We start from the raw sequence: 20811 nt of genomic DNA on the forward strand, positions 1-20811 counted from the left end.
AATACGGCTTGTTCATATGCCGCCAAGAGGATCACGCGCGCTGGATCCAATCTGCCTGTGAACGATGTCTGAAGGACGATACTCGCAGCGGATTGCGGTATGGAGAATGAACGGCCGGTTGGAACAGGGCGAAAAAGCAGACATTCTAAGCCGTTCGACGACGGCGCCCAGTCGTCTGTCTTTTCAGAGGAAAACCAGCCTGGTCGATCGTAGGAAAACTTCCTACAGGGAATTCCGCCACTCTCAGATTTTGGTTTCACTCCAGGCTGGCGGTGGCTTTCATGACTGCTTTGGCGACCTCGTTGAAACTCATTTTAATCCGAACCTGTTGGCCGTTGACGAAAAACGATGGCGTGCCGGCGACTCCGAATTTTTTGTTCGCTTCGGTTGTCGCAGCATTGAGCTTGTCGAGATAGGCCTGATCGGCGACAGCGCGATCGAAACCCGCGCGGTCGATGCCCATGCTACCGGCGATCTCGCGCAATGCATCCTCGGCATTGGCGGCGCCGGCAATCTCATCGAATTTCGTCATGAAGGACGATACCGTCTCGTCGAATTTGTCTCGGCCCCGCGCATTCGCCAGCATGAAGATGACGGCATCCACCGAGTTTCGCACGAAGGGCCGGTACGCGATCTTCAACTTACCCGATGCGACATATGTATCCAGCAGTTTCGGCAGGTCTCGTTCATGGAAGTCGACGCAGTGGCTGCAGGTTGGGGAGGAATAGACGACCAGCGTGACTGGAGCGGTCTTCTGCCCAACGAAGCTGTCCTGGAATACGGCCGGGGTCATCAAATCCTGCACGGGTTCGGCCTCGGCCGATGTCACGCATCCTAAGGCAATGCCGACGATCACGGCCATCATACGAAACGTCATGTCTTCTCCTGTTCGGTTACAAAAAAACACTCCGCCATGAGCACTGCCGGAGTGTTTCGATCATCAGTCGGCCTTGAGGCAGGGCGAGACGAAGAGCGAGCGGTCGAGAGTGCCCTTGATCGTCTTGGCCGCGACCAGCAGCCACATGCAGACAAGTGCTATAACAAGAACCGCGCCAAGGATTGCGATAGACGACATCGGCACCATCGTTGAGAGACGAAGCGTGGCGACGGCAAACACGCCAAGCGGGAAGGTATAGCCCCACCAGCCGATATTGAATGGCAGGCCCTCGCGAAGGTAGCGCAGGGTGATCAGGACAGCAGTCGCCAGCCACCAGATGCCGTAGCCCCACAGGAGGATCGCGCCGAGGAAGCTGGCGCCACCGAAGGCCGGAGCAACGCTCGCCAATCCATTCGCCGACAACACGGCGGGTCCGGTCTGGCTCATGACGAGAAGACCAAGGGCACCGGTTCCGATCGGGCCGAGAGCCAGCCAACTCGAGGCGGCCATGTTGACATGCGGAAGCTTGTGGACCGCCATGCGCAGGAAAAGGATCACAAGCACGCTCATGGCCAGCGGAACCGAGCAGGCCCATAGCACCAGGCTGGTCATCAGCACCGTCAACTGCGTTTGAGCGTCGGCGATGTGGGGCAAAAGCAGGCCACCGCTGACGGCCGCCACCTCGCTCGCCACGATCGGCAGCAGCCATACCGCCGTCATTTGGTCGATCGAGTGCGATTGGCGCGTGAACATCATGAACGGGATTGCAAGACCGCAGGCCAGCGACAGTGTGACGTCGATCCACCACAGCGTCGTTGCGATTGCCACCGCCGTGTCGCCGATATGCGGGATGCCATAGATCAGGAAGCCATTGATGATCGTGGCCAATCCCATCGGAATGCAGCCGAAGAACATCGACACGACGGAATGGGAAAAGACCCGTCTTGCCTCTTGGAAATAGAGCAGCCAGCGTGCCGCGTAGAGCGTTGTGCAGGTTGCAAACAGCAGGATATTGAAGAGCCAAAGCGCCTGACCCATCGCGAAAAGCCCCGGATGCCCAGGAAACTGTGCGAAGGCGACCGAAAGGATGCCGGTGCCCATAGTGGTCGCGAACCAATTTGGCGTAAAGTTGCGTATGACATAACCTTGCATAGGAACATCCGGGGCTGGCGCTACCGGCTTCTTGAAGGCAACAATCTTGTGCATCGAATTTCTCCTGATCGTTGAGGAGAAAATACGGGGGTACATCGATTAGTTCCAACGCATAGTTCAGGATGTTTCAATCGCCGTTTCCGATTGATCTAGTTTTGCGGCGGCAGCTTCGAAAGCCGCGTGAAGGCGGTCGCGCAGCGTCCGCGAGGTATTGATCAGCGTCGGGCTCGGATGGGGGCAGAGGATCACCTCGATGCCGGCATCCACCAGTACCTCTTCAGCACCACTCGCCACCGCGCCCGCCAGGACGGCGACACGTAGGTTCGGCAGCAGCGGCAGAAGGCCTGCAAGTCCCTTGATGCCCTCGCGCCGCTCGCTGGCCACGATCGAGCTTCGGGTTGCGCGGACCCACGGGACCGTATTCCACAGAACGATGTCTCGGCGCGATATCCCTGCGCCAGTCAATGCCTTGCGCAGGTTCTTCGCCGTGCCGGTCGGGTTATCGATCGAAACGAAACGCTGGCCGCGTTCAACCGGACTTGGTCCAGGCGTCTCCAAAAGGATCAGCAGTCTTGCGCTGATACCGCCATCGTATGGATCGAAGTTCGGCATATCCCGGTCGGAGTTGAGCTGAAGGTGCTCCCGGAAGGCGTTCAATGGCTGCATATGCTCACTGTCAAGCGCGGCCAACCGCTCCTCGCGTCGATGCTCGTGCCAGAGCGTATCAGGTCCGCGATAGGTCATCGTGTCTATTCCGACAACAGTGCTTCGAACGCATCGGCCGCCTTGGAGCGATACCGTTCCTTATGCCGGAGCAGGAAGAATGGGCGCGGAAGCGGAGAAGCATTGGCCTCGACCAGCAGGCCGCTGTTGAGTTCGGTCTGGGCAGCACTTCGCGATGTCAGTGTTGCCCCCATGCCGGCCTCGACTGCGCCGAGCACGGCCTCGTTTCCGGGCAGGACAATTGCAACGTTCAACGCCTGCAACTTCAATTTCTCTTCCGCAATCATCGTCTCAAAGGCGAGCCGTGTTCCTGATCCGGGTTCGCGAAGAACCCATGTCGCGTCTTCAAAATCGGCCTTACCGAGCTTTTTGCCTCTGGCCCAGGGATGAGTTGGCGACACGACGAGGATCATCTCATCCGTGGCGATCATGCGCGACGACAAGGCCGGTCTGTCGACCGCGCCCTCTACAACGCCGAGCTCAACCCGCCCGGCCTCAACCGCGTCGCCTACCGCCTCGGTATTGCCGATCCCGACGTCGAGACCGAGACCAGGATAGCGTGTGTGAAACTTCGCTAGCCTGGAGGGCAGCCAATAGGCGCCAACAGTCTGGCTCGCCATAACCGACAATTCCCCGCGCAAAAGTCCCGCCAGGTCGCTTAGTGCAGACTCGGCGGCTTTCGCTTCGGCCAAGACCTGAAGTGCATGTTCGAGAAAGATCGTTCCGGTTTGGTTTAGGACGATCGAACGTCCGATCCGGTCGAACAAAGCCACGCCGTGGCGCTCCTCAAGCGCGATGACCGCAGCACTGACGGCCGACTGCGTCATGTTCATCGCTTTGGCAGCCTTGGTGATATGCTGTTGGCGGGCGACTTCGGCGAAGATGCGCAACTGGTCGAGGGTCATGAGGATAGCAGCCTTGAATTTGCTCCGAGTTATAATCGATTTTTCCGAATGTTCGTAGCAAAATTATGCGATGGAACTGATGCAGGATGCCGCTAGTTTCCTTCCAACCAGACACGGAGGAAATACCATGCTGAAATCCATCATCACCGGCGCGGCGATGCTTTTCGCCACGACAGCACCAACGCTTGCCGCCGATATCCACGTCTATGGTCCCGGTGGACCATTCCCTGCCATGAAGGAGGCGGCAGCCGCCTTCGAGAAAAGCTCCGGCAACAAGGTCATCGTCACCGCCGGCCCGACGCCGCAATGGATCGGCAACGCTAAAGACAACTCTGACCTGATCTTCAGCGGCTCCGAGACGATGATGTCGGATTTCGTGAAGGCGATGGACGGCCAGATCAAGGACGCCGATGTCGTACCGCTCTACTTGCGTCCTTCCGCTATCCTGGTGCGTCCGGGGAACCCGGAGAAGATCACCGGCCTCGCTGATCTGTTCAAGCCCGGCCACAAAGTGCTTGTCGTCAATGGTGCCGGGCAGAACGGTCTTTGGGAAGACATGGCCGGCCGGACCGGTGACATCGAGAAGGTGAAGGCCCTTCGCGCCAACATCAGGACCTTTGCCGCCAACAGTGCCGAAGCCAAGAAGGCCTGGACCGAGGACAAGTCCTTCGATGCCTGGATCATCTGGAATATCTGGCAGGTCGCCAACCCAGAACTCGCAGACGTCGTCGAGGTCGAACCGGACTATCGCATCTACCGAGACACCGGGATCGTGCTGACCGAGCGCGGAGGCAAGAATGCCGACGCCAAGGCGTTTTCGCAATTCCTTCAGGGCACCGAGGCCAAGGCGATCTTTGCCAAGGCCGGCTGGACCACGCCCTCGAAATAACCCTATCCCGTCTCAGGAAAGATAATGACAATGCAATCCACTCCCAAAAAGATCGCCGTGACCGGTGCTGCCGGCCAGATCTGCTATTCCCTGCTGTTTCGATTGGCGAATGGTGACCTTTATGGCAAGTCGCAGCCGATCGAACTGCGGCTGCTCGATTTGCCTCAAGCCCAGGACGCCGTACGCGGCGTCGTCATGGAACTGGAAGACTGCGCCTTTCCGCTGCTGCACAGCATCGTCACGACCGACGATCCTCGGCAAGCGTTTGACGGTGTCGACGCAGCGTTTTTGGTCGGGTCCCGGCCGCGGTCAAAGGGAATGGAACGGCGAGACCTGCTTGCAGCGAATGCAGAGATCTTTAAGGTGCAGAGCAGGGCGATCAACGAGGTCGCCGGACGACAAGCTAGAATTCTGGTCGTTGGCAATCCGGCCAACACCAACGCTTCCATCCTGATCGCCAATGCGCCAGACTTTAACCCAAGGCAGGTCAGCTCGATGATCCGGCTTGATCACAACAGGGCGTTGACCCAACTGGCGCGCAAGGCCGGCTGTGGCGTCGGCGACATCGACAGGCTCGTGGTCTGGGGCAATCACTCGCCGACCATGTTTGCCGACTGGACCTACGCAACGGCTGCCGGCAGGCCCTTATCCGAGATCATCGGCGACGACCATTGGTACAAGGAGGTGCTGATCCCTGAGGTCGCAAGGCGGGGCACTACGATCATAGAGGCGCGCGGCGCGTCCTCTGCAGCATCTGCCGCCAATGCAGCGATCGATCAGATGCATGATTGGATGCGTGGTACAGACGGGCGCTGGACATCGATGGCTGTTATATCGCAGGGGCAGTATGGCATACCGGAAGGGCTGGTGTGTGGCGTACCTGTGATGTGCAAGGACGGTGACTATAGCGTCGTTGAAGGTCTCGATCTGGACGGGTTTCAGAAAAGTATGCTGGACAAAACGATAGAAGAGCTTGTCGGCGAGCGCGACGCTTTATCCTGATATCGCGGGATGCGAGGCTGGCACAAAAGATGTGCGGCGATTGCACGCCTATTCTCCGCCTAATTTTGGAGAATAGGCGCCGGCCTCAGAAGAGGCGAATGCCACCACGACGATCAGCGAGCTGCAGTTTGAGGGGCCGGTTCAATTTTATCTTTCATGATCCGCTTTGACCGCCGAATGGGAAGGACGAAGCCCTCATCCAGATAGGCGTCGTCGGGAATGAAGCGCTCGAGCAAGCGTATCCGGCTGGAAACCGAGTCGGTAGAACTGCGATCAAATCTCGTCGCCAAGGCCATTTCGGCGGATTGTTCGTCGCAAGGATATTCGCCACTGTACCGATAGAACGATTGATTATCTGTTCAAAGTATCGCGCTTCAATTGTCACCGGCACCTTGGACGCCCGCCGCAGGTCATAAGCGCAAGAGGTGCAGACATGCTGGACGACAAGCCGTGTCTGAGCGAAGGCAGTAATTCCGCGGTGGCACGATGGGCAACGGTCGCGTAATCCGCACCCGTGGATAAAGCAGGAGATTCTAGTCGCGTGTCGCCATCGCCTCCGAAAAATATGGGGGCTGATCAGAACCGAGGCACGCAGGACAGAATTGCAGCCACGTCGAAGCAGCACGACGGGCTTTGATGACCAGTGGTAGCGGCATGTGTCTGTAATCACATGGCTGCAAGGCCATTGACGACAATCGGTCTCTCGCAAATCCAATGAGGCGTGGCCGTAAACAGCCATATTTTCCTGGCGGCGAATCTCACATTAAGTGCCAAAGAGAAGCCAGAGTCTCAAATTAAATGCCAAGTCTCAAATTAAGTGCCGGGCTATCTTACTGAAACTGTTAGGACTGGAATCTCACGATTAAATGCAAAACGACACCTTCAACATCGTGCATTCCTCCCCCTTGAAGTTTTTTGACGGTCTTAAGCCCTGTAGGCGACGAGCACGGCTCCTCGCGCGATCATCACGACACCGAGCCAGTTCGGCAGGGTCAGACGTTCACCGAGGAACAGCACAGCGAAAATGGACACGAACACCACGGACAGCTTGTCGATCGGCGCGACGCGGGCGGCGTCACCAAGCTTCAGCGCCCGGAAGTAGCAAATCCAGGATGCGCCCGTGGCAAAACCGGAAAGTACAAGAAATAGCCAGCTTCTGGTCGAGACCGTCGACGGCTCCTGCCAATTTCCGGTGATATAGACCATCGCGCCAGCGGCCAGCAGGATGACGATGGTGCGAATGAAGGTGGCGAAGTCGGAATTGACGTTTTCGACGCCGATCTTGGCGAAGATCGCCGTCAGGGCTGCAAAGCCGGCCGAAAGGAGGGCCCAGAACGGCCAGCTTGTAAGGAAGATTTTCATGCGGCTTGTCCATGTCCGGCCATCCGGATCAGCATGAGGCCGACAAAAAGTCCCGCCATCGACAGGACCAGCGAAAGAGCGACATATCCGGCAGCAACATCCGATTGCCCGCGTTCCCACAGGGTCACGGCATCTAGCGAGAAAGTCGAAAAGGTGGTGAATCCGCCAAGCAGCCCGGTTGTCAGAAACAGGCGCAACTCCTGCGGCAGGCCAGAGCGAAACACGAAAAATTCCGTGAGCAGGCCCATGACGACGGAGCCGACAACATTGACGGTGAGTGTGCCGTAGGGAAAGCCGAAGCCGAACAGGCGCGCCGCTCCCATGTTGACGGCGTGCCGGAAAACACCACCGATACCTGCGCCAAGGAAAACGATCAGATAAACCAAGATCGCGCCTCCTTCAGGATGTCGTGACCTTGAGCGCTTCTGCCGCCTCAACGTCGTGATGGACGACATCCCACTGTTCCAGGTGCTTGTAGACGATCACCTTGTGTTTCAGCAGCGCGCCATGGGTCCGGCAGAATTCCTCAAGCTGGTCGCGTGATGCAATCATCTCGACGCACATAGTCAGATCCGGATTGGGGATCTCGAAGCCCTCGTCCTGAAGCTTACCGCTGTTCGAATAGCCAAAATGCGTATGGTGCGCGACGGCATTCATGATGCCGGCCGACTTCGCCTGCAGGACCAATTCCCGGTAAAGAGGCTTCGATCCGAACCAACCGCCCTTGCCGGGCGCCTTCTCACGCGGCTTCATGTAGATACGGACCATGCCGATTTCGGTAGAATGCAGCTTGTGTTGCGTCACGACGGCGGGCCTTTCATTGAGTGTTGCGGTGGTAGCAAGTGACCGTAGACGGACCTTTCCGACGAGATCGCCGAGGCTCTGAGTCTGCATGTCACGCATGTGGCGAACCGAGATGTCGGGAGGAATATCGTTGGCGGCAGCCGTTTTCGGAACGCCGACGCGCTGCGACAGGTAGATGCTGGAATGGCCACTGCACAGATAGGCAACGAAGCAGGCGACAGCGAGGTAGACCGAATAGGTGGCGCCGAAGAGCTCAATCCCCATGATCATGCAAGCCAGCGGCGTATTAGTGGCGCCGGCGAAGACGGCCACGAAGCCAAGCGCCGCAAAAAGATCGACCGGTGCGCCGAGAACACCGGCCAGCGCACTGCCGAGACCTGCGCCGATGAAGAACAGCGGTGTGACCTCGCCGCCCTTGAAACCGGCGCTTAATGTGACGATCGTGAACAGCGCCTTCCAGGCCCAGCTCCAGTAATCCACGTGATCGGGAAGGAAAAAGCCAAGGATCGTCGCATCGTCGGGATTGGGCGACCAGACACCCAGACCGAGATATTCCCGCGTACCGAGCATGTAGACAAGGCCCAGCAATATCGCGCTGGCGAGCACCGGACGCAGCGGCGCATAGGGCAAGATCGCCTTGTAAGCTGATGATGCCAAATGGGAAAGCTCGGCGAAGAAATGCGCGGCCAGACCAAAAGCCACGCCGGCAATGACCACCTTGAGCAGTAGGACCGCATCGAGGTGGAAGCCGACAGCTTCGCCAACGCCGCCGAGATAGGCGATGGCATAATGGGTGTGGCCGATCCCCCAGGCATGACAGGTCCAGTCGGCAACAATGGCGGCAAGCAAGGCGGGCAACAAAGCCTCGTACTGCATGCGTCCGATGGTCAGCACCTCCAGCGCAAAGATCGCGCCGGCGATCGGCGTGCCGAAGACAGCGCCGAAGCCTGCGGCAATCCCTGCCATCAAGAGGATACGCACGTCGCCGGGCGCCAGTTTGAAGACTTTGCCAAAGGCGCTGGCAAGGCTGCCGCCGAGCTGGACTGCCGTGCCCTCGCGACCGGCCGAGCCGCCGACCAAATGGGTGAGCACCGTGGTCACAAGGATGAAGGGCGCCATGCGCAGCGGCACACCACCGCCCGGCTCGTGGATCTGGTCTACAATCAGGTTGTTGCCGGCTTCAGCCGACTTGCCGAATTTCTGGTAGGCCCAGACCATCGCAAAGCCTGCGACCGGCATGCCATAGATCAGCCAGGGAAACTCAAAGCGAAGCTCCGTTGCCCGGTCGAGGCTCCAGAGGAAAAGCGCGACGAGTGACCCGACCGCCATTGCCATGGGCACGACAATCATGATCCATTTCGCTAGACTGCGGACCTGGCTGATACGAAGACCAAAAAATGCAGAGAACGCCATCAGTTGGACGCTCCCGCAGATATACATTTCATTTTGGAAGACAGGTAAAGAATTCTAGGCACGACTCTACTCCTTCGCGTGTAGCGCGTTGAGTAGGAGTCATCAGCTTCGTCGGGGAAGCGGTTCGGCGTAATGCCCGGCAGAATCCATTACCGTTGCAACTTTAATACTCAGTCAAAATGAGCACTGTCAATCCCGCTCACCATGGAGAGCGGGATTGCTTGGCACCTTGCCACATTTTTCATCCTGAATGCAGTTCGAGAAGGGGTGCCGTTTATCTTGGCATCCATCAGCGCGATGTTCCGCATGCGTGCGGAATTGGGAGAAGTTGGCGGAAAAGCCATTGCCACTCAGGCTGCACGCCTCGCTCGCCGCCCCGAAACAGTCAGAAAGACCGCACCCAAAAGACCGGACACAAGCGACCCCATCAGGATCCCGATCTTGACGTGATCCTGGACAACTGGATCGCTGAACGCTAGCAGACCGATGAAAAGGGACATGGTGAACCCGATTCCACACAACAGGGCTACGCCTGTCATCTGACCCCAACTAGCGCTCGCAGGAAGATCGGCCAATCCCAGTCTTACCAGAACTGCCACCGTTCCCAGAACGCCGACCAGTTTTCCGAGCATTAGACCTGCCGCTACGCCCATTGTGAGCGGCTCTTCGAAGACCGACATCGATAAACCGGCAAACGAAACACCTGCGTTGGCAAAAACGAAGATCGGCACGATCGCGAAGGCGACCAGCTTGTGCAGCAGGTGTTCGAACCTGTGCAGAGGTGATTCATCGTGTGTGGCCTCCGGCGTCCCCGGCGTCAGCTTCAGCGGTATCGTCAACGCCAGCAAGACACCTGCAAGGGTCGCATGCACGCCTGATGCGAAAACCAACACCCAAAGGACCGCGCCGAGGGCGAGATAGGGCCAGAGGGCCTTCACGCCCATGCGATTGAAGATGATCAGATTTCCAACGACGAGGCCCGCGCCAGCCAAAGCGAGCAGGTTCAGTTCCGCAGTATAGAAGAGAGCGATAACCACAACGGCGCCGAGATCGTCGATGATGGCCAGCGCCGCCAGAAATATCTTCAGCGATGCGGGAACACGATTACCGAAAAGTGAAAGGACCCCAAGAGCGAAGGCGATATGGGTCGCGGTCGGGATTGCCCAGCCACGGATAACTGTCGGGTCGCTCCAGTTGAAGTAAAGGTAAAACAGTGCCGGAAACAGCATGCCTCCTGCAGCAGCCGCGCCTGGCAAGATGCGCCGGCTCCAGCTTGAAAGCTGGCCGTCGAGCATCTCGCGTTTGATCTCCAGGCCAACGAGTAGGAGGAAGACGGCCATCAAGGCGTCGTTGATCCAGTGCTGGATGCTCAGCGGGCCGACATAGACGTGCAGCACACGGAAGTAGCTCTCTGCCAGCGGCGAGTTCGCCGTGGCAATTGCCAGAGCAGCAACTGCCATCAGGATGATGCCACCCGATGCTTCATTGTCGAGGAACTGACGGAGAGTGGATTGAATACGGCCCTTGGAAAATGTCGAAGACATGGGTTCGCGCTCCTTGTGAGAGGTTGATCGAAGTCTCCGTCAATTTCGGGGGAAGCACGCAGCGCACGCAGCACGCACTGTAAGCTTTAAACTAGGGTATTTGCTCGACGATTTCCAGCAGATTCGGCCCTATAAGGACTTGGCCAAACAGGATTACCGTCATCAAGCATTATTCGTTCGCAAACATGATCTGCAAGCTTTTCGAAGCATCGGATGCGCACCGGGCTGGAGAAGTTGAGCAGCGAGCCGGAAGTGTGGGTCATCACCAGCGTGGGGATTTGCAGCAATCGTGCAAGGAAAACGCGCCGATGTTCGGGAGTGACACTCGCTCTGCGACACATCTGATCAATGCGACAATCCACCAGGTGCGCTGCAACGCTGATGATGACCCTTGACGCCTTGCGCAAATCGAAACCGCAGTGGACGCAAAAATGCTGGGGGACAAGCTTGCTTTGACGGTAGGCTTCGATACGTCTTTGGCAGGATGGGCACCGGTCGCGCAAGCCGCAGCGGTGGTGGCGGCAAGATACTTTGGTCGCCAAACGCCAGCTGCGGCGAAAATATGGATGTTCATCGTTAGCCAGGCATTGGGGGCAAAACTGCAGCCAGGTTGAAGTCCCCCGCCGACCGCTGCTTCGTAACGGCAGCAAGAGCTCCGTCGGGATGCCACTCGCCAGGGTCATTGCCACGATCTGAGCGTGGGATACACCGGCATTTGCGCGAAGCAGGTTTTCGATGTCGCTCGAGGGTCTGAAATCGATGGCTGGTGACCACATGCCAGATCCAAGTCCGAAGACGCGCGCGAATCCACGCGGTGCAACGCCGTTGGCATAAGCAAGACGGTGCAGCCAACTCGACAGCAATTCATCGGGTTGCGGTAAGACGTTGACGGGCCATCGGTCGGAAACGATGTGACGGTATCTCCGTTGTATGCTGATTGCCGGGATACCAGCGTTGCCCATCGTCATAACAGGTTGTCCCGTAAAGCCGGTTGGCGCCGCTGCGATATTGGGGTGTACCGTAGTTCGATGATGCCCGCCTTGGTGATGCGTTCGGTTCCGGATTGCACCGCCGCGACGGCCGCCTTTGTGATGATGGTGACGGTCTCGCCTATCAAACCCTCCGATAACCTGAAGACAAGACGAGCCAACGGCTCGCTGGACAGATCCGAGATCCTGGCAAGAGGCAACGCTGCTTCGAGGCTATCGAGCAACATCAGATAGGGCTCATCGTATTGCCATCGCGGGACTGCGACCAGATCAAAACGGGTTGCCATCTCGCTGGTGGCGTTGAGGAAGTCGTAGACGGATACGTCCCCGATCAGAACCGGGGCGATGTCATACTGACGGCCGATCCGTCGCAGGAATGCAAAAATCGCCTCGATGTCGCGCGCCCGTCCGCGCAATGCGTTGTGAAACTCGTCGAAGATCAACACCTTTGGCTTGAGACTTGCCAGCAAGTGATCCAGCTGTTCCGCCTTGCGGCTGACATTCCAAATGTCGCCCCCAGGAGCGTGGAGCGCCTGGAGAATGCTCGCGTAGAAATGGCCAAGGCCCGCGCCCTCTCGCGTCTGGACCATCCAAAGCTTCTGCTGGACAGATGTTCGCAGGTGTTCGACGGCAAACCGCTCCGCAATCATCGTCTTGCCATTGGCATAGGGGCCGACCAGCATCAGGCCCTGGGTTCGTAATGACGGCGGTCTTGAGAGTAGCTCGGTGAGCCGTATATGGCTGTCTTGAGCAACCTGATGTCCGATCCATCGTGGGGCACGGATGTAGGCGATCCGCTCATCCTGGTCGCGTTCAAGGTAGGATCGGACATGGTCGAGCAGATGGTCCGACATGCCATGCTACCAGTCTTCGACCGGTAGTCGGCTTTTCTGACGGGTGGGATGAGGTGAGGCAACGCGCGCCTGTTCCTGCATAGCCGCATAAGGCTTCTGCGACGCGCCCGCGTGGATACCGCGGACAGCAGTTCACAACTGGCGTCTGGGTTGTTTCGCAGTCCCGACGATAGCAGCGATTTCGCGGCGAAACTCCACCCTTGCAACACTTGAGCGATGGTTTGCATCGCGCCGGCGGGCGCGCTCAGCCTCATGTTCCCATAGCGTCAGCGACGTAAGCCTGCCATCGCGCCGTTCGACGGGTCGGAAGTGTCTGCCTTCCGGATCCCGGACATAGATATGGCTGATGTCTCGAGGGTCATATCTTACTTCCAGCTTTCCCAGCCGGTCGCGCTGCGGAATGAGGCCGCCAAGCCATGACGCGTAATAATGTACGGCAAACATGCTGATCCCCTGCGGCGACAATCTTCTTTCCGTACCCGGCAGAAACGACAATAGAACGGTGTGTGGATCGTCATTGAAGCGCGGTAAAGCTGCGTTGTTGCGCTGCCACTCCGTATTCGGCACATTCAGTGTCTTGGTGTTTTCCTGCCGGTTGTGATCGAGGATGGCCAGCGCAACGCACCGCTCCAGGTCCGCGAATCCGAGACAGGCGCGCCGTTCCGAGGGATATTCATCGCGATCAACCACAGACCTTCCGGTCGAACCGCGATAGGTGGCGAGGATAGCGTTGAGTTTGCCCAGCAGTCGTTCGACCACGCCGCCTTGATGCACTCTTCCGCGGTCACGATATCGAATGCGGATGCCATAATCGTCGCAGCCACGCTGGAAAGCGTGCCCCTTGAATTCCATCGCCGAGTCGGTGACGAGTACCCGAGGCCTGCCAAATGTCGACCAGGCATGAGCAAGGCTACGGTTGGCAAGCCATTCGTCCTTCGCGCACATCGCATGGGCAAGGCAAAGTCCGACCGACAGAACAGATGGTTTCTCCAAAGTCAGGCAGAAACCTAAAATAACGCGTGATGCCACATCGGTCACGATCGTGAGATAAGGCCGACCCACAAACACGCCAGTTCCGTCAACGACCTCCACGAAATTGATATCAGCCGGAGTGTGATCGATCTGACAGACGTCGAGCGGGTGAGTTGCGTGAATATATCCTGGTCGTGGCCTCAGCCGGAGCAGGTGTTTCGGATTGGCTGACCGTTTCTTGGCGATCTCTTCAGCGCTAAACAGCATCGGGATACGTCGGGCAACCGTAACGTATGACGGCAAGGTCAGCCCGGCTTCCTCGCAACGAGCGCGGATTTCAGCCACGACCGGGGCAAGGGGCGGAGCTTCCAGTGTCAGCCATTGCTCGCGCAGTGTTGTCGCTATGATTGCTTCAAGTTTTTCTGACAGCCGCTTGCGGCGGCTTTTTGCGGTGCGCGGGAGTAAGGCTGTCACCTTCCTGTCCATGCGATAGCGGACGAGGAGATTGTAGATTTGTCGCCGCGTTAGCCGCAACTCGGCCGCCGCGCGCGAAACGGCCACCTGCTTCGGCCCGATGCCATCAAGGATCTTGTCCAGTTCGCGGGCATGCGGAGCGCGACTGACCAATGCTCATCTGAGATCGCGCGTGTCGCCGGCAATCCCTGATCATGCAATTGCTTTGGCATGGGCAGACCTCGCTGAAATCCTTAGCGAAAAATCTACTGAAATTTATCGCCTAACCCTTACGTCCGTATGACAATTTCCGAGTTGAAAAATTAAACTAAAACCCACAGCCGGCATCGCTCTGACGCGCCTCGACGAGCGCCTCGCCCGCTCGCCGGTCGGCGGCGGCTTCCTCGAGCGCATCCAATTCACCGATGCCTGTGCCTCGCTCTGGATAGACGGCGAACTCGTCCATCTCGAAGACCTCGTCCTCCATGACGCTACCCGCGACATTCGCACACCCACCCACGAGCTGACAATCGCCCGCGACGTCCTGCGCACTCGTCGGCGTATTGCCGCCCAACCACCTGGCTGGGCGCTGTCGGCCGATGGCATTCGGATCCTGCGCAAAAACGCGGAGATCACGCAGGCCGACACGGATGAGGCGGCGGCCCCCGACGCCATCCGGCGTGCGGTCGCGAACGATCCGGAAGGGGCGGGGGACGAAGATGCCGACATCGGAAATCTCCCTGGCGTCGACTATGCCGCCATCGATGCGATGCTCGCCCGATCGGAGGCCGCGATCGAGAACGCAACGCGGCCTGGCCGGAGTAGCGCGGCGGATCGAGACGCACTGGTCTACGATCTCGACTGGGACGAGGATTCCAGGCTAGACGAATGGCGGAGCGTGCTGCGGCAGGCAGAAAACCTGCCGGCGGTCCTGCAGGCGATCGTCGCGCTCGATGCCTGGAACGAACTGTCCGTCCTGCAGCATGCGCCGTGGCTCGGTCGCCTCCTGGCCGCGTCGATCTTGCGCCAGGCCGGCATCACCACCGGCGCTCATCTCGCCGCCATCAATCTCGGTCTCAAAACCATTCCCGTCGATCGGCGGCGTCATCGCGACCGGGAGATCCGGCTTCTAGCCATCGCCCACAGCCTGATCGCGGCCGCCGATATGGGCATGAAGGAACATGACAGGCTGGTGCTGGCGCGCACCCTGTTCGAGCGAAAGCTGGAAGGGCGCCGGGCGTCTTCGAAATTGTCGGAGTTGGTCGAGCTGGTGATGGCAAAGCCGTTGGTGTCGGCCGGGATGGTGGCGAAGACGCTCGACGTCACGCCGCAGGCGGCGCGGCGGATAGTTTTGGAGCTGGGCCTCAGGGAGATGACGGGGAGGGGGAGGTTTCGGGCGTGGGGGATTTTATAGTACTCGGTCACATTCAACCGTCCGCATCAACCTAGCGGCAAGAAGCGACCACGGTGTTGTTTAAACCACGTGGCCTCTCCGACATCATCGGCCTGAGACACATTGCAGGACTGCGCGGCAAGAAAATGTTACTGGCCCCAGCACAGCCGACGCCAGGGGGTACCGCTCACCTCTTAACGCCCAACAAATTCCTGGAACAGTTTGGGCTCAATAAGCTTGATGCTTGCCTGAACTCGAAGTTATCGAGAAGGCTAGTATCTTGCGCACAGACGAATAAACGGGCCACGATGCTTCTTGGAGCGGTGGTCTTTGAGCAGTATGCCGAGGATCACGAGACCCGGACCGGATGGGAATTTAGATGAAGACGGAAAAGGTCAAGCGCCTTGAACCTACCCCTGCTACGATCAAGAAGCTGTTTGCCTACAGCGGTAACCAGTGCGCGATCCCGAACTGCAAAGATTTTCTGGTCGACGAGACTGGCGCAATGCTCGGCAAGATAGCACACATCCATGCCGCTGAAAAAGGCGGACCGAGGTTTCTTGCGTCGATGACGAACGAGCAGCGGCGCGGGCTCGACAATCTCATGCTGGTGTGCGGCAAGCATCACGACATCATCGACTATCCCGGAAATGTCGAGGTTTACAACGACGTGGCGCTTCGGAAATTCAAAGCGGAGCATGAGGGCAGGTTCAGAGGTGCGGAACGCCAGCTAATCGAACAAGTTAGCGACACGACTCAGGCGACGCTGCCGACCTATCCTAAGACGTTGAAGCGTCTGGGCGAGGTGTTTGGCGTGACCGAAATGATGGACCACGAGGAAGAGGTCGAAGGCGTCAGAATCTTCATCGATAAACTGAAGGTTCTGCCGCTTGAGCAACGCGCATTCGCTGTCGAAGTAGCCAGGCGCATGCGTTTGCTGGATGCCGAGAAGCTCCTCGTAGAGGATGTCACCGGCGCGTTTCACATCGGCAGCACCAAATTGAAGAACCATATGCGCGTACTGGAGCGCCATGTGCTCGGCTGCATCAACGAGGGCCATAACTATCAGGAGTATTTTGTGGAGTTATTTGATCGTAAGCCCGGGGGGAATCCGTGGATCGAGATGCTAGACTTTTGCGACAGGGTAGGAGTTAGCATTGATACCCTCGTCTACGATCTGGATTTCTCGCAGTATGACGAGTAGCAAGCCGTTGACCAGCCAGCTCCTATGGCCGCTGCGTCATTCGACCTGTTGCAATCGCATGCTTTTCCAAGGCGTCGAACAGAACTTCCTCTGTTGCTGGATCGGTCAGACGCCTTAGGGCGACAGCGCAGGCCTTCGCCCGGCGGTCTTCGGACAGCAGATCCCCGAAGAAGGAGGCGATCAATGCATATTCCATGTCGAATTCGTCATTTGCCAGAGTCTTCGGCTTGGCATCGTCAAGTCCGCCGTTCAGCCAGAACTCCTGGTACCAAAGCGAAGCGTACACAAACCTGGTAGTTAGGAAGTCGGCTACTCTGAGTGCGCCGGTTACATTGCCGAAATGCCTCTGGCAGACCTCCTCCCCGCGAAGCTTGAGCAGGCCTAGCCGAGCGTCCTCACTCATCCGCCCGCTTCGAATTTCGCGAGTAAGGCGTTCTCCGTTCGCGCCCTTGAGCAACGCGAGGTTCGCCACCAGCTTTGCCTTTACCTGATCGGGCTCGGCGCGTTCTCCTAGGATATCGCGGCGGGCAGCAACAACGCGCAATCTGGACGCTTCTGCCGACGTGCCCTGCCCCAAGATGGCGGTGATCATGGCGCGAGCACCAACGGTCAACTCAGGGGGTAAGAGTTGCTTCCGGCTGATTGGTGTCAGGTGTTCGAGTTCATATCGTAACAGTTCTCCGATGCTGGCCGAAAAAAACGTGCGATGCATTGCGGATGCCATGATGCGAAAGGATTGCTGAATGGTGGCTTCCCATTTCGGGAGTCGAACCATCTCCTCCAAAGCACAATCTGGTACGATTAATTGGATGTTGCTGTTCCCGACAAGCAGCTCCCGCAACTGCGGCTTTCGCATGAAGTTCTGGTCGACGACGAAATGCATGGTGACACCGTGGGTTCGGTCCGGATTGGCTCTTGCCTGAGCAGGCAGATCAACCTATCCGAAAACGAGGCCGCACGCTGCAAAAAGCTCGTCGCGATGCTTGATGAGGGCAGGGCGTAGGCTATGCTCGGCTGATCCGCTATCCGCTATCCGCATTTCTGCCTTTCTGTATTTAAGGATTTCTGGCTTTCGGGATTGCAAGAAAGACAGAAATCTGTATCCTTCGCTGCGCCACCGGGGAAATCGTCGTTGGGCCAAAGGGAGGCGAAGTTGTCCATTAGGCAAAGCGAAAGCAGCGACGAAAGCAGCGCGCCGGAGAGCGAAAAGGAATCGCTCAATTTCAAGGTCAGCTCCCAGTTTAAGAAGGCGTTTAAAGGCTTCGCCGTGTCGGAGGGGATCAGCATGACCGATCTCCTCAAGGAAGGTTTCGTACTCTCGAAAAAGAAGCGGCAGAAATGACTGCGCGCACCCAATCAATCCAACCTTTCCGAGAGCCTGAGTGGCGCAGGTGCCACTGATGACGTTAGACGAGACAGAGCGACCGCGTACCGAGGCGGAGTGGCTATTCGTCATTGGGGAAAGGCGAGGCTTTCCGATTGTCGATGGACTGGTTCCGGTCGAAGGCTATGAAACCTCAGGGTGCCCGCCCGAGGAAGTAGCAGTCATGGAGAAAGCACGTGACTACGGCGCGCGTGCTGTATTCTTTGAGGCCGGGCGGCACGGTCGTGCCCCGGTCGCGCAAGCTTTTGTATTCGATGCCAATACCGCGGGGGATGACGAGGCCTTTGCCCAACTCCACAAGCGGCTTTGGAGCTGGGGTGGTGTGCCTCTTGTCTATCGCGCTATGCCGGGGAGCATCCAGCTGTTTCGCTGTGCGCACCAACCAGACTTTGTCGGTGCGGACGACACCCCGGTTTGCCGCCCCATCCGAACCTTGGCTCTCGGTGCGGATATCACGGCAGCCGATGTTTGGTGGAATGCGGCACGCATCCGCAACGGAACTATCTGGGATGATCCGATCGCATGTGATCTCATGCTCTCGGCACAAAAATCGGCGCACAGGATGCTCGTTGAGGAGGTCCGCGCATTAGCCAAACAACTAACCGAAAGCCGCTTGCTTGAGCCGCGGCTGCGCCGTCGACTGCTCATCCTCGCCCTGCTCATAGCTTACCTCGAAGAACGCTTGGTGTTGCTACCCAAGGATTTCGAACGCGCACACAAGGGTGCGACCCGTTTCTTCCAAGTGTTAGGCGATGGTGCCGCTGTAGTGAAATTGCTTGAGACGCTGGAAGAGCGTTTCAACGGCCACATATTCCGCCTGACCATAGAAGAGCGTGCGGCGCTTCTTTCGAGCAGCGAACTTGCAAACTACGCTCGGCTTGTCGAGGGACGTGAAGATGCTACCGGCCAGCTGAGCCTGTGGCGGCTCTATTCGTTCCGTGATCTGCCGGTGGAACTGATTAGCAATATCTACCAGCTTTTCGTCAAGGACACCGCGAGTTCGATCTACACTCCGCCAGCGCTGGTCCGCCTAATGCTGGAAGAGACGCTGAGTTGGGACCGGCTGGACAAACTGATGGCCGGTGATGGCGTCATTCTTGATCCAGCTTGCGGATCGGGCGTTTTCCTCGTTGAAGCCTATAAGCGCTTAGTATTGCACTGGCGCCTTCGCAACGACTGGGCGCGTCCGGGTATTGACGATCTGCGCCCGCTGCTGCAGCGGGTGCACGGTATCGACCTCGAAGAAGGGGCAATCGAACTCGCGGCATTCAGCCTGTGCCTCAGCCTCTGCGATGCGCTTCAGCCCGAAGAGATACGCGCCAGCGTGAAGCTTTTCCCTCCCTTGGCGAACGAGACCTTGCACTGGAGTTGCTTCTTCGAGGCCAAGGAGCAGAGGCTCATCAAGGTGCCGGTCGCAGTGCTCGTTGGCAATCCTCCATTCGAATCGACGCTGACCACTGAGGGCGCCAAGCGGAGCTACGCGCGCTATACCAAAACGCACGGCCTGCTCGCCGACATGCAGCTTGCATACCTCTTCCTGCATGAGGCGTTGGAGCTTCTCACACCTAATGGGATCGTTGCCTTTGTCGAGCCAGCCGGTTTTCTCTACAACCAGAACGTCGCTCCGTTCCGAACTAGCATCTTCACCCGTTGGACTGTGCGCGAGATCCTCGACTTCGTCTCGGTAAGGGGTTTGTTCAAAAAGGGGGAGGCTGATCCCAAAGTTGTCGTAATACTTGTGGAAGCGGCGGAACCTGTTCCTGACGGACGTATCCTGCACGCCGTTTTTCGTCGCAACGGCAGAGCTACAGCTGAGCAAGGGTTCGATATCGATTATTACGATCTCCACTGGGTGAAGAACACTGAAGCGAGTGAGTCTGCCGACGTATGGCGCTCGAACCTCCTGGGCGGCCAACGCGTACGCGATTTGGTTGCTCGCCTTCGTCAATATCCAACGCTGCGAGATATGGCGATACGTCACAACTGGGACTTTGGTGAAGGTTACATCGCAGGTGGCAGGGCCGTTTCTCGGTCTGCGGAGCACTTGATTGGTCAGCCGCTGCTCCCCACAGAAGCGCTTTCGGAGACGGGACTTGACCCCACCCATCTGCAGATGGTGCCGGACCAGCCGATTGAGGGTCCTAGGTCCGCGAAGCGGTTCACTCCTCCATTCCTGTTGGTCAAAGAAAACGAGGATCTTCACCACGGGCTCTGGAACGGTCACTATCTGGCCTACAAACACCGCATTATGGGTTTTGCGGCAAAGGAATATGATCTTTTCCGGTTGCTGGCCGTCGAAGCGTGGTTGCAAAAGGAACGAACCGTTCTCAGAGCTTATGTGGCGGGGATTAGCGCCAGCCTATTTGTGCAGCGTGCCAGTGCAATCCTGCAAGCAGACATCCTAGCCCTACCGTATCCAGACAACGAGGACCTGGACCTGAGCGACAACGAACGCATCGTCGCTCAGGACATTGTTGACTATCAGCGAGAGTTCATCCGGAGAGGCACGGGATCAGCACTGATGCGCGTGGCGCCTAAGGAAGCGCTCGGAGCGTTCGACGACACTTTCGCTGCACAGATCAACGCCGTTTATTCGCGCACGCCGCTCCGCGCCCTCGGTCGTTATCATTGGGCCGGTGCCATTTGTGCGGCGTACGCGTTTGGAGATGGGGTTGTCGATTGGTCTGATGCAGATGCGTTAAGGTCCAAGCTGGATGCATTGCTGAAGGAGCGTCGCGGCTCCAGCCTCACGATTACTCGCATCACTCGGCTATACGACCAAGGTTTTATTTTTCTTCTCAAGCCAGATCGGCATCGGTTTTGGACCCGCTCAATCGCCTTACGCGATGCTGATGACGTCCTCTCCGATCTTAGGGGGCAGGGTTTCTAAC

17 protein-coding genes, 1 pseudogene and 1 riboswitch are annotated in these 20811 nt (G+C 58.0%); of the genes and pseudogenes, 5 read left to right on the plus strand and 13 right to left on the minus strand.

The window, feature by feature from the left end:
• Window positions 1–256: 256 nt before the first annotated feature.
• The 4 genes from JZX89_RS25300 to JZX89_RS25315 all read right to left on the minus strand — a co-directional run bounded on the left by JZX89_RS25300 (window position 257) and on the right by JZX89_RS25315 (window position 3657).
• Window positions 257–877, minus strand: coding sequence for a DsbA family protein (locus tag JZX89_RS25300; RefSeq protein WP_207135718.1), 621 nt, complete (start codon window positions 875–877; stop codon window positions 257–259).
• A gap of 63 nt (window positions 878–940) precedes the next feature.
• Window positions 941–2083, minus strand: coding sequence for a TDT family transporter (locus JZX89_RS25305; RefSeq protein ID WP_207135719.1), 1143 nt, complete (start codon window positions 2081–2083; stop codon window positions 941–943).
• A 63-nt stretch (window positions 2084–2146) separates the two neighbouring features.
• Window positions 2147–2773 carry a uracil-DNA glycosylase gene (locus JZX89_RS25310; protein ID WP_207135720.1) on the minus strand — a complete coding sequence of 209 codons (627 nt, stop codon included), beginning with the start codon at window positions 2771–2773 and terminating at the stop codon, window positions 2147–2149.
• Window positions 2774–2778: 5 nt separating this feature from the next.
• Window positions 2779–3657: a LysR family transcriptional regulator gene (locus JZX89_RS25315; protein ID WP_207135721.1), complete on the minus strand. Its 879-nt coding sequence runs from the start codon at window positions 3655–3657 to the stop codon at window positions 2779–2781.
• 127 nt (window positions 3658–3784) lie between these two features.
• Here JZX89_RS25315 and JZX89_RS25320 point away from each other — a divergent pair, with 127 nt between their 5' ends.
• Together JZX89_RS25320 and JZX89_RS25325 are read left to right on the plus strand one after the other, a co-directional pair.
• On the plus strand, window positions 3785–4546 hold the full coding sequence (locus JZX89_RS25320) for a substrate-binding domain-containing protein (protein WP_207135722.1): 762 nt from the start codon (window positions 3785–3787) through the stop codon (window positions 4544–4546).
• 24 nt (window positions 4547–4570) lie between these two features.
• Window positions 4571–5548: a malate dehydrogenase gene (locus JZX89_RS25325; protein WP_246746795.1), complete on the plus strand. Its 978-nt coding sequence runs from the start codon at window positions 4571–4573 to the stop codon at window positions 5546–5548.
• Window positions 5549–6472: 924 nt separating this feature from the next.
• Here JZX89_RS25325 and JZX89_RS25330 read toward each other — a convergent pair.
• From JZX89_RS25330 to JZX89_RS25360, 7 genes and pseudogenes are all read right to left on the minus strand, one after another.
• Window positions 6473–6910: an EamA family transporter gene (locus tag JZX89_RS25330; protein WP_207135723.1), complete on the minus strand. Its 438-nt coding sequence runs from the start codon at window positions 6908–6910 to the stop codon at window positions 6473–6475.
• The gene (gene crcB / locus JZX89_RS25335) at window positions 6907–7296 is read right to left on the minus strand and encodes a fluoride efflux transporter CrcB (protein ID WP_207135724.1); all 390 of its coding nucleotides are present in this window, start codon (window positions 7294–7296) and stop codon (window positions 6907–6909) included. Before crcB ends, JZX89_RS25330 begins: the two co-directional genes overlap by 4 nt.
• Window positions 7297–7309: 13 nt before the next feature.
• Window positions 7310–9127, minus strand: a complete 1818-nt coding sequence (locus tag JZX89_RS25340; RefSeq protein ID WP_207135725.1) for a voltage-gated chloride channel family protein — start codon at window positions 9125–9127, stop codon at window positions 7310–7312.
• An 86-nt stretch (window positions 9128–9213) separates the two neighbouring features.
• Window positions 9214–9290, minus strand: a riboswitch (Fluoride riboswitch).
• A gap of 187 nt (window positions 9291–9477) precedes the next feature.
• Window positions 9478–10671 carry a Na+/H+ antiporter NhaA gene (gene nhaA / locus JZX89_RS25345; protein WP_207135726.1) on the minus strand — a complete coding sequence of 398 codons (1194 nt, stop codon included), beginning with the start codon at window positions 10669–10671 and terminating at the stop codon, window positions 9478–9480.
• An 86-nt stretch (window positions 10672–10757) separates the two neighbouring features.
• Window positions 10758–11639: a TniQ family protein gene (locus tag JZX89_RS25350; protein WP_207135727.1), complete on the minus strand. Its 882-nt coding sequence runs from the start codon at window positions 11637–11639 to the stop codon at window positions 10758–10760.
• Entirely contained in the window at window positions 11636–12514 is an 879-nt protein-coding gene (locus tag JZX89_RS25355) for a TniB family NTP-binding protein (protein WP_207135728.1), read from the minus strand. Before JZX89_RS25355 ends, JZX89_RS25350 begins: the two co-directional genes overlap by 4 nt.
• 6 nt (window positions 12515–12520) lie before the next feature.
• Window positions 12521–14172: pseudogene (locus JZX89_RS25360) on the minus strand (TnsB C-terminal domain-containing protein).
• Between the two features lie 89 nt (window positions 14173–14261).
• On the opposite strand from JZX89_RS25360, the gene JZX89_RS25365 reads away from it, so the two are divergent.
• Both JZX89_RS25365 and JZX89_RS25370 read left to right on the plus strand, forming a co-directional pair.
• Window positions 14262–15353: an RHE_PE00001 family protein gene (locus JZX89_RS25365; RefSeq protein ID WP_207135790.1), complete on the plus strand. Its 1092-nt coding sequence runs from the start codon at window positions 14262–14264 to the stop codon at window positions 15351–15353.
• A gap of 358 nt (window positions 15354–15711) precedes the next feature.
• On the plus strand, window positions 15712–16536 hold the full coding sequence (locus JZX89_RS25370) for a hypothetical protein (protein WP_207135729.1): 825 nt from the start codon (window positions 15712–15714) through the stop codon (window positions 16534–16536).
• A gap of 22 nt (window positions 16537–16558) precedes the next feature.
• Here JZX89_RS25370 and JZX89_RS25375 read toward each other — a convergent pair whose 3' ends face one another.
• Together JZX89_RS25375 and JZX89_RS25380 are read right to left on the minus strand one after the other, a co-directional pair.
• Entirely contained in the window at window positions 16559–17419 is an 861-nt protein-coding gene (locus tag JZX89_RS25375) for a hypothetical protein (RefSeq protein WP_207135730.1), read from the minus strand.
• 146 nt (window positions 17420–17565) lie between these two features.
• A complete protein-coding gene (locus tag JZX89_RS25380; RefSeq protein ID WP_207135731.1) occupies window positions 17566–17823 on the minus strand; it encodes a hypothetical protein in 258 nt (85 codons plus the stop codon).
• A gap of 113 nt (window positions 17824–17936) precedes the next feature.
• On the opposite strand from JZX89_RS25380, the gene JZX89_RS25385 reads away from it, so the two are divergent.
• Window positions 17937–20810: an HsdM family class I SAM-dependent methyltransferase gene (locus JZX89_RS25385; protein ID WP_207135732.1), complete on the plus strand. Its 2874-nt coding sequence runs from the start codon at window positions 17937–17939 to the stop codon at window positions 20808–20810.
• Window position 20811 lies beyond the last annotated feature (1 nt).

The organism is Agrobacterium burrii (assembly GCF_017313405.1).
Classification (GTDB): Bacteria; Pseudomonadota; Alphaproteobacteria; order Rhizobiales; family Rhizobiaceae; genus Agrobacterium; species Agrobacterium burrii.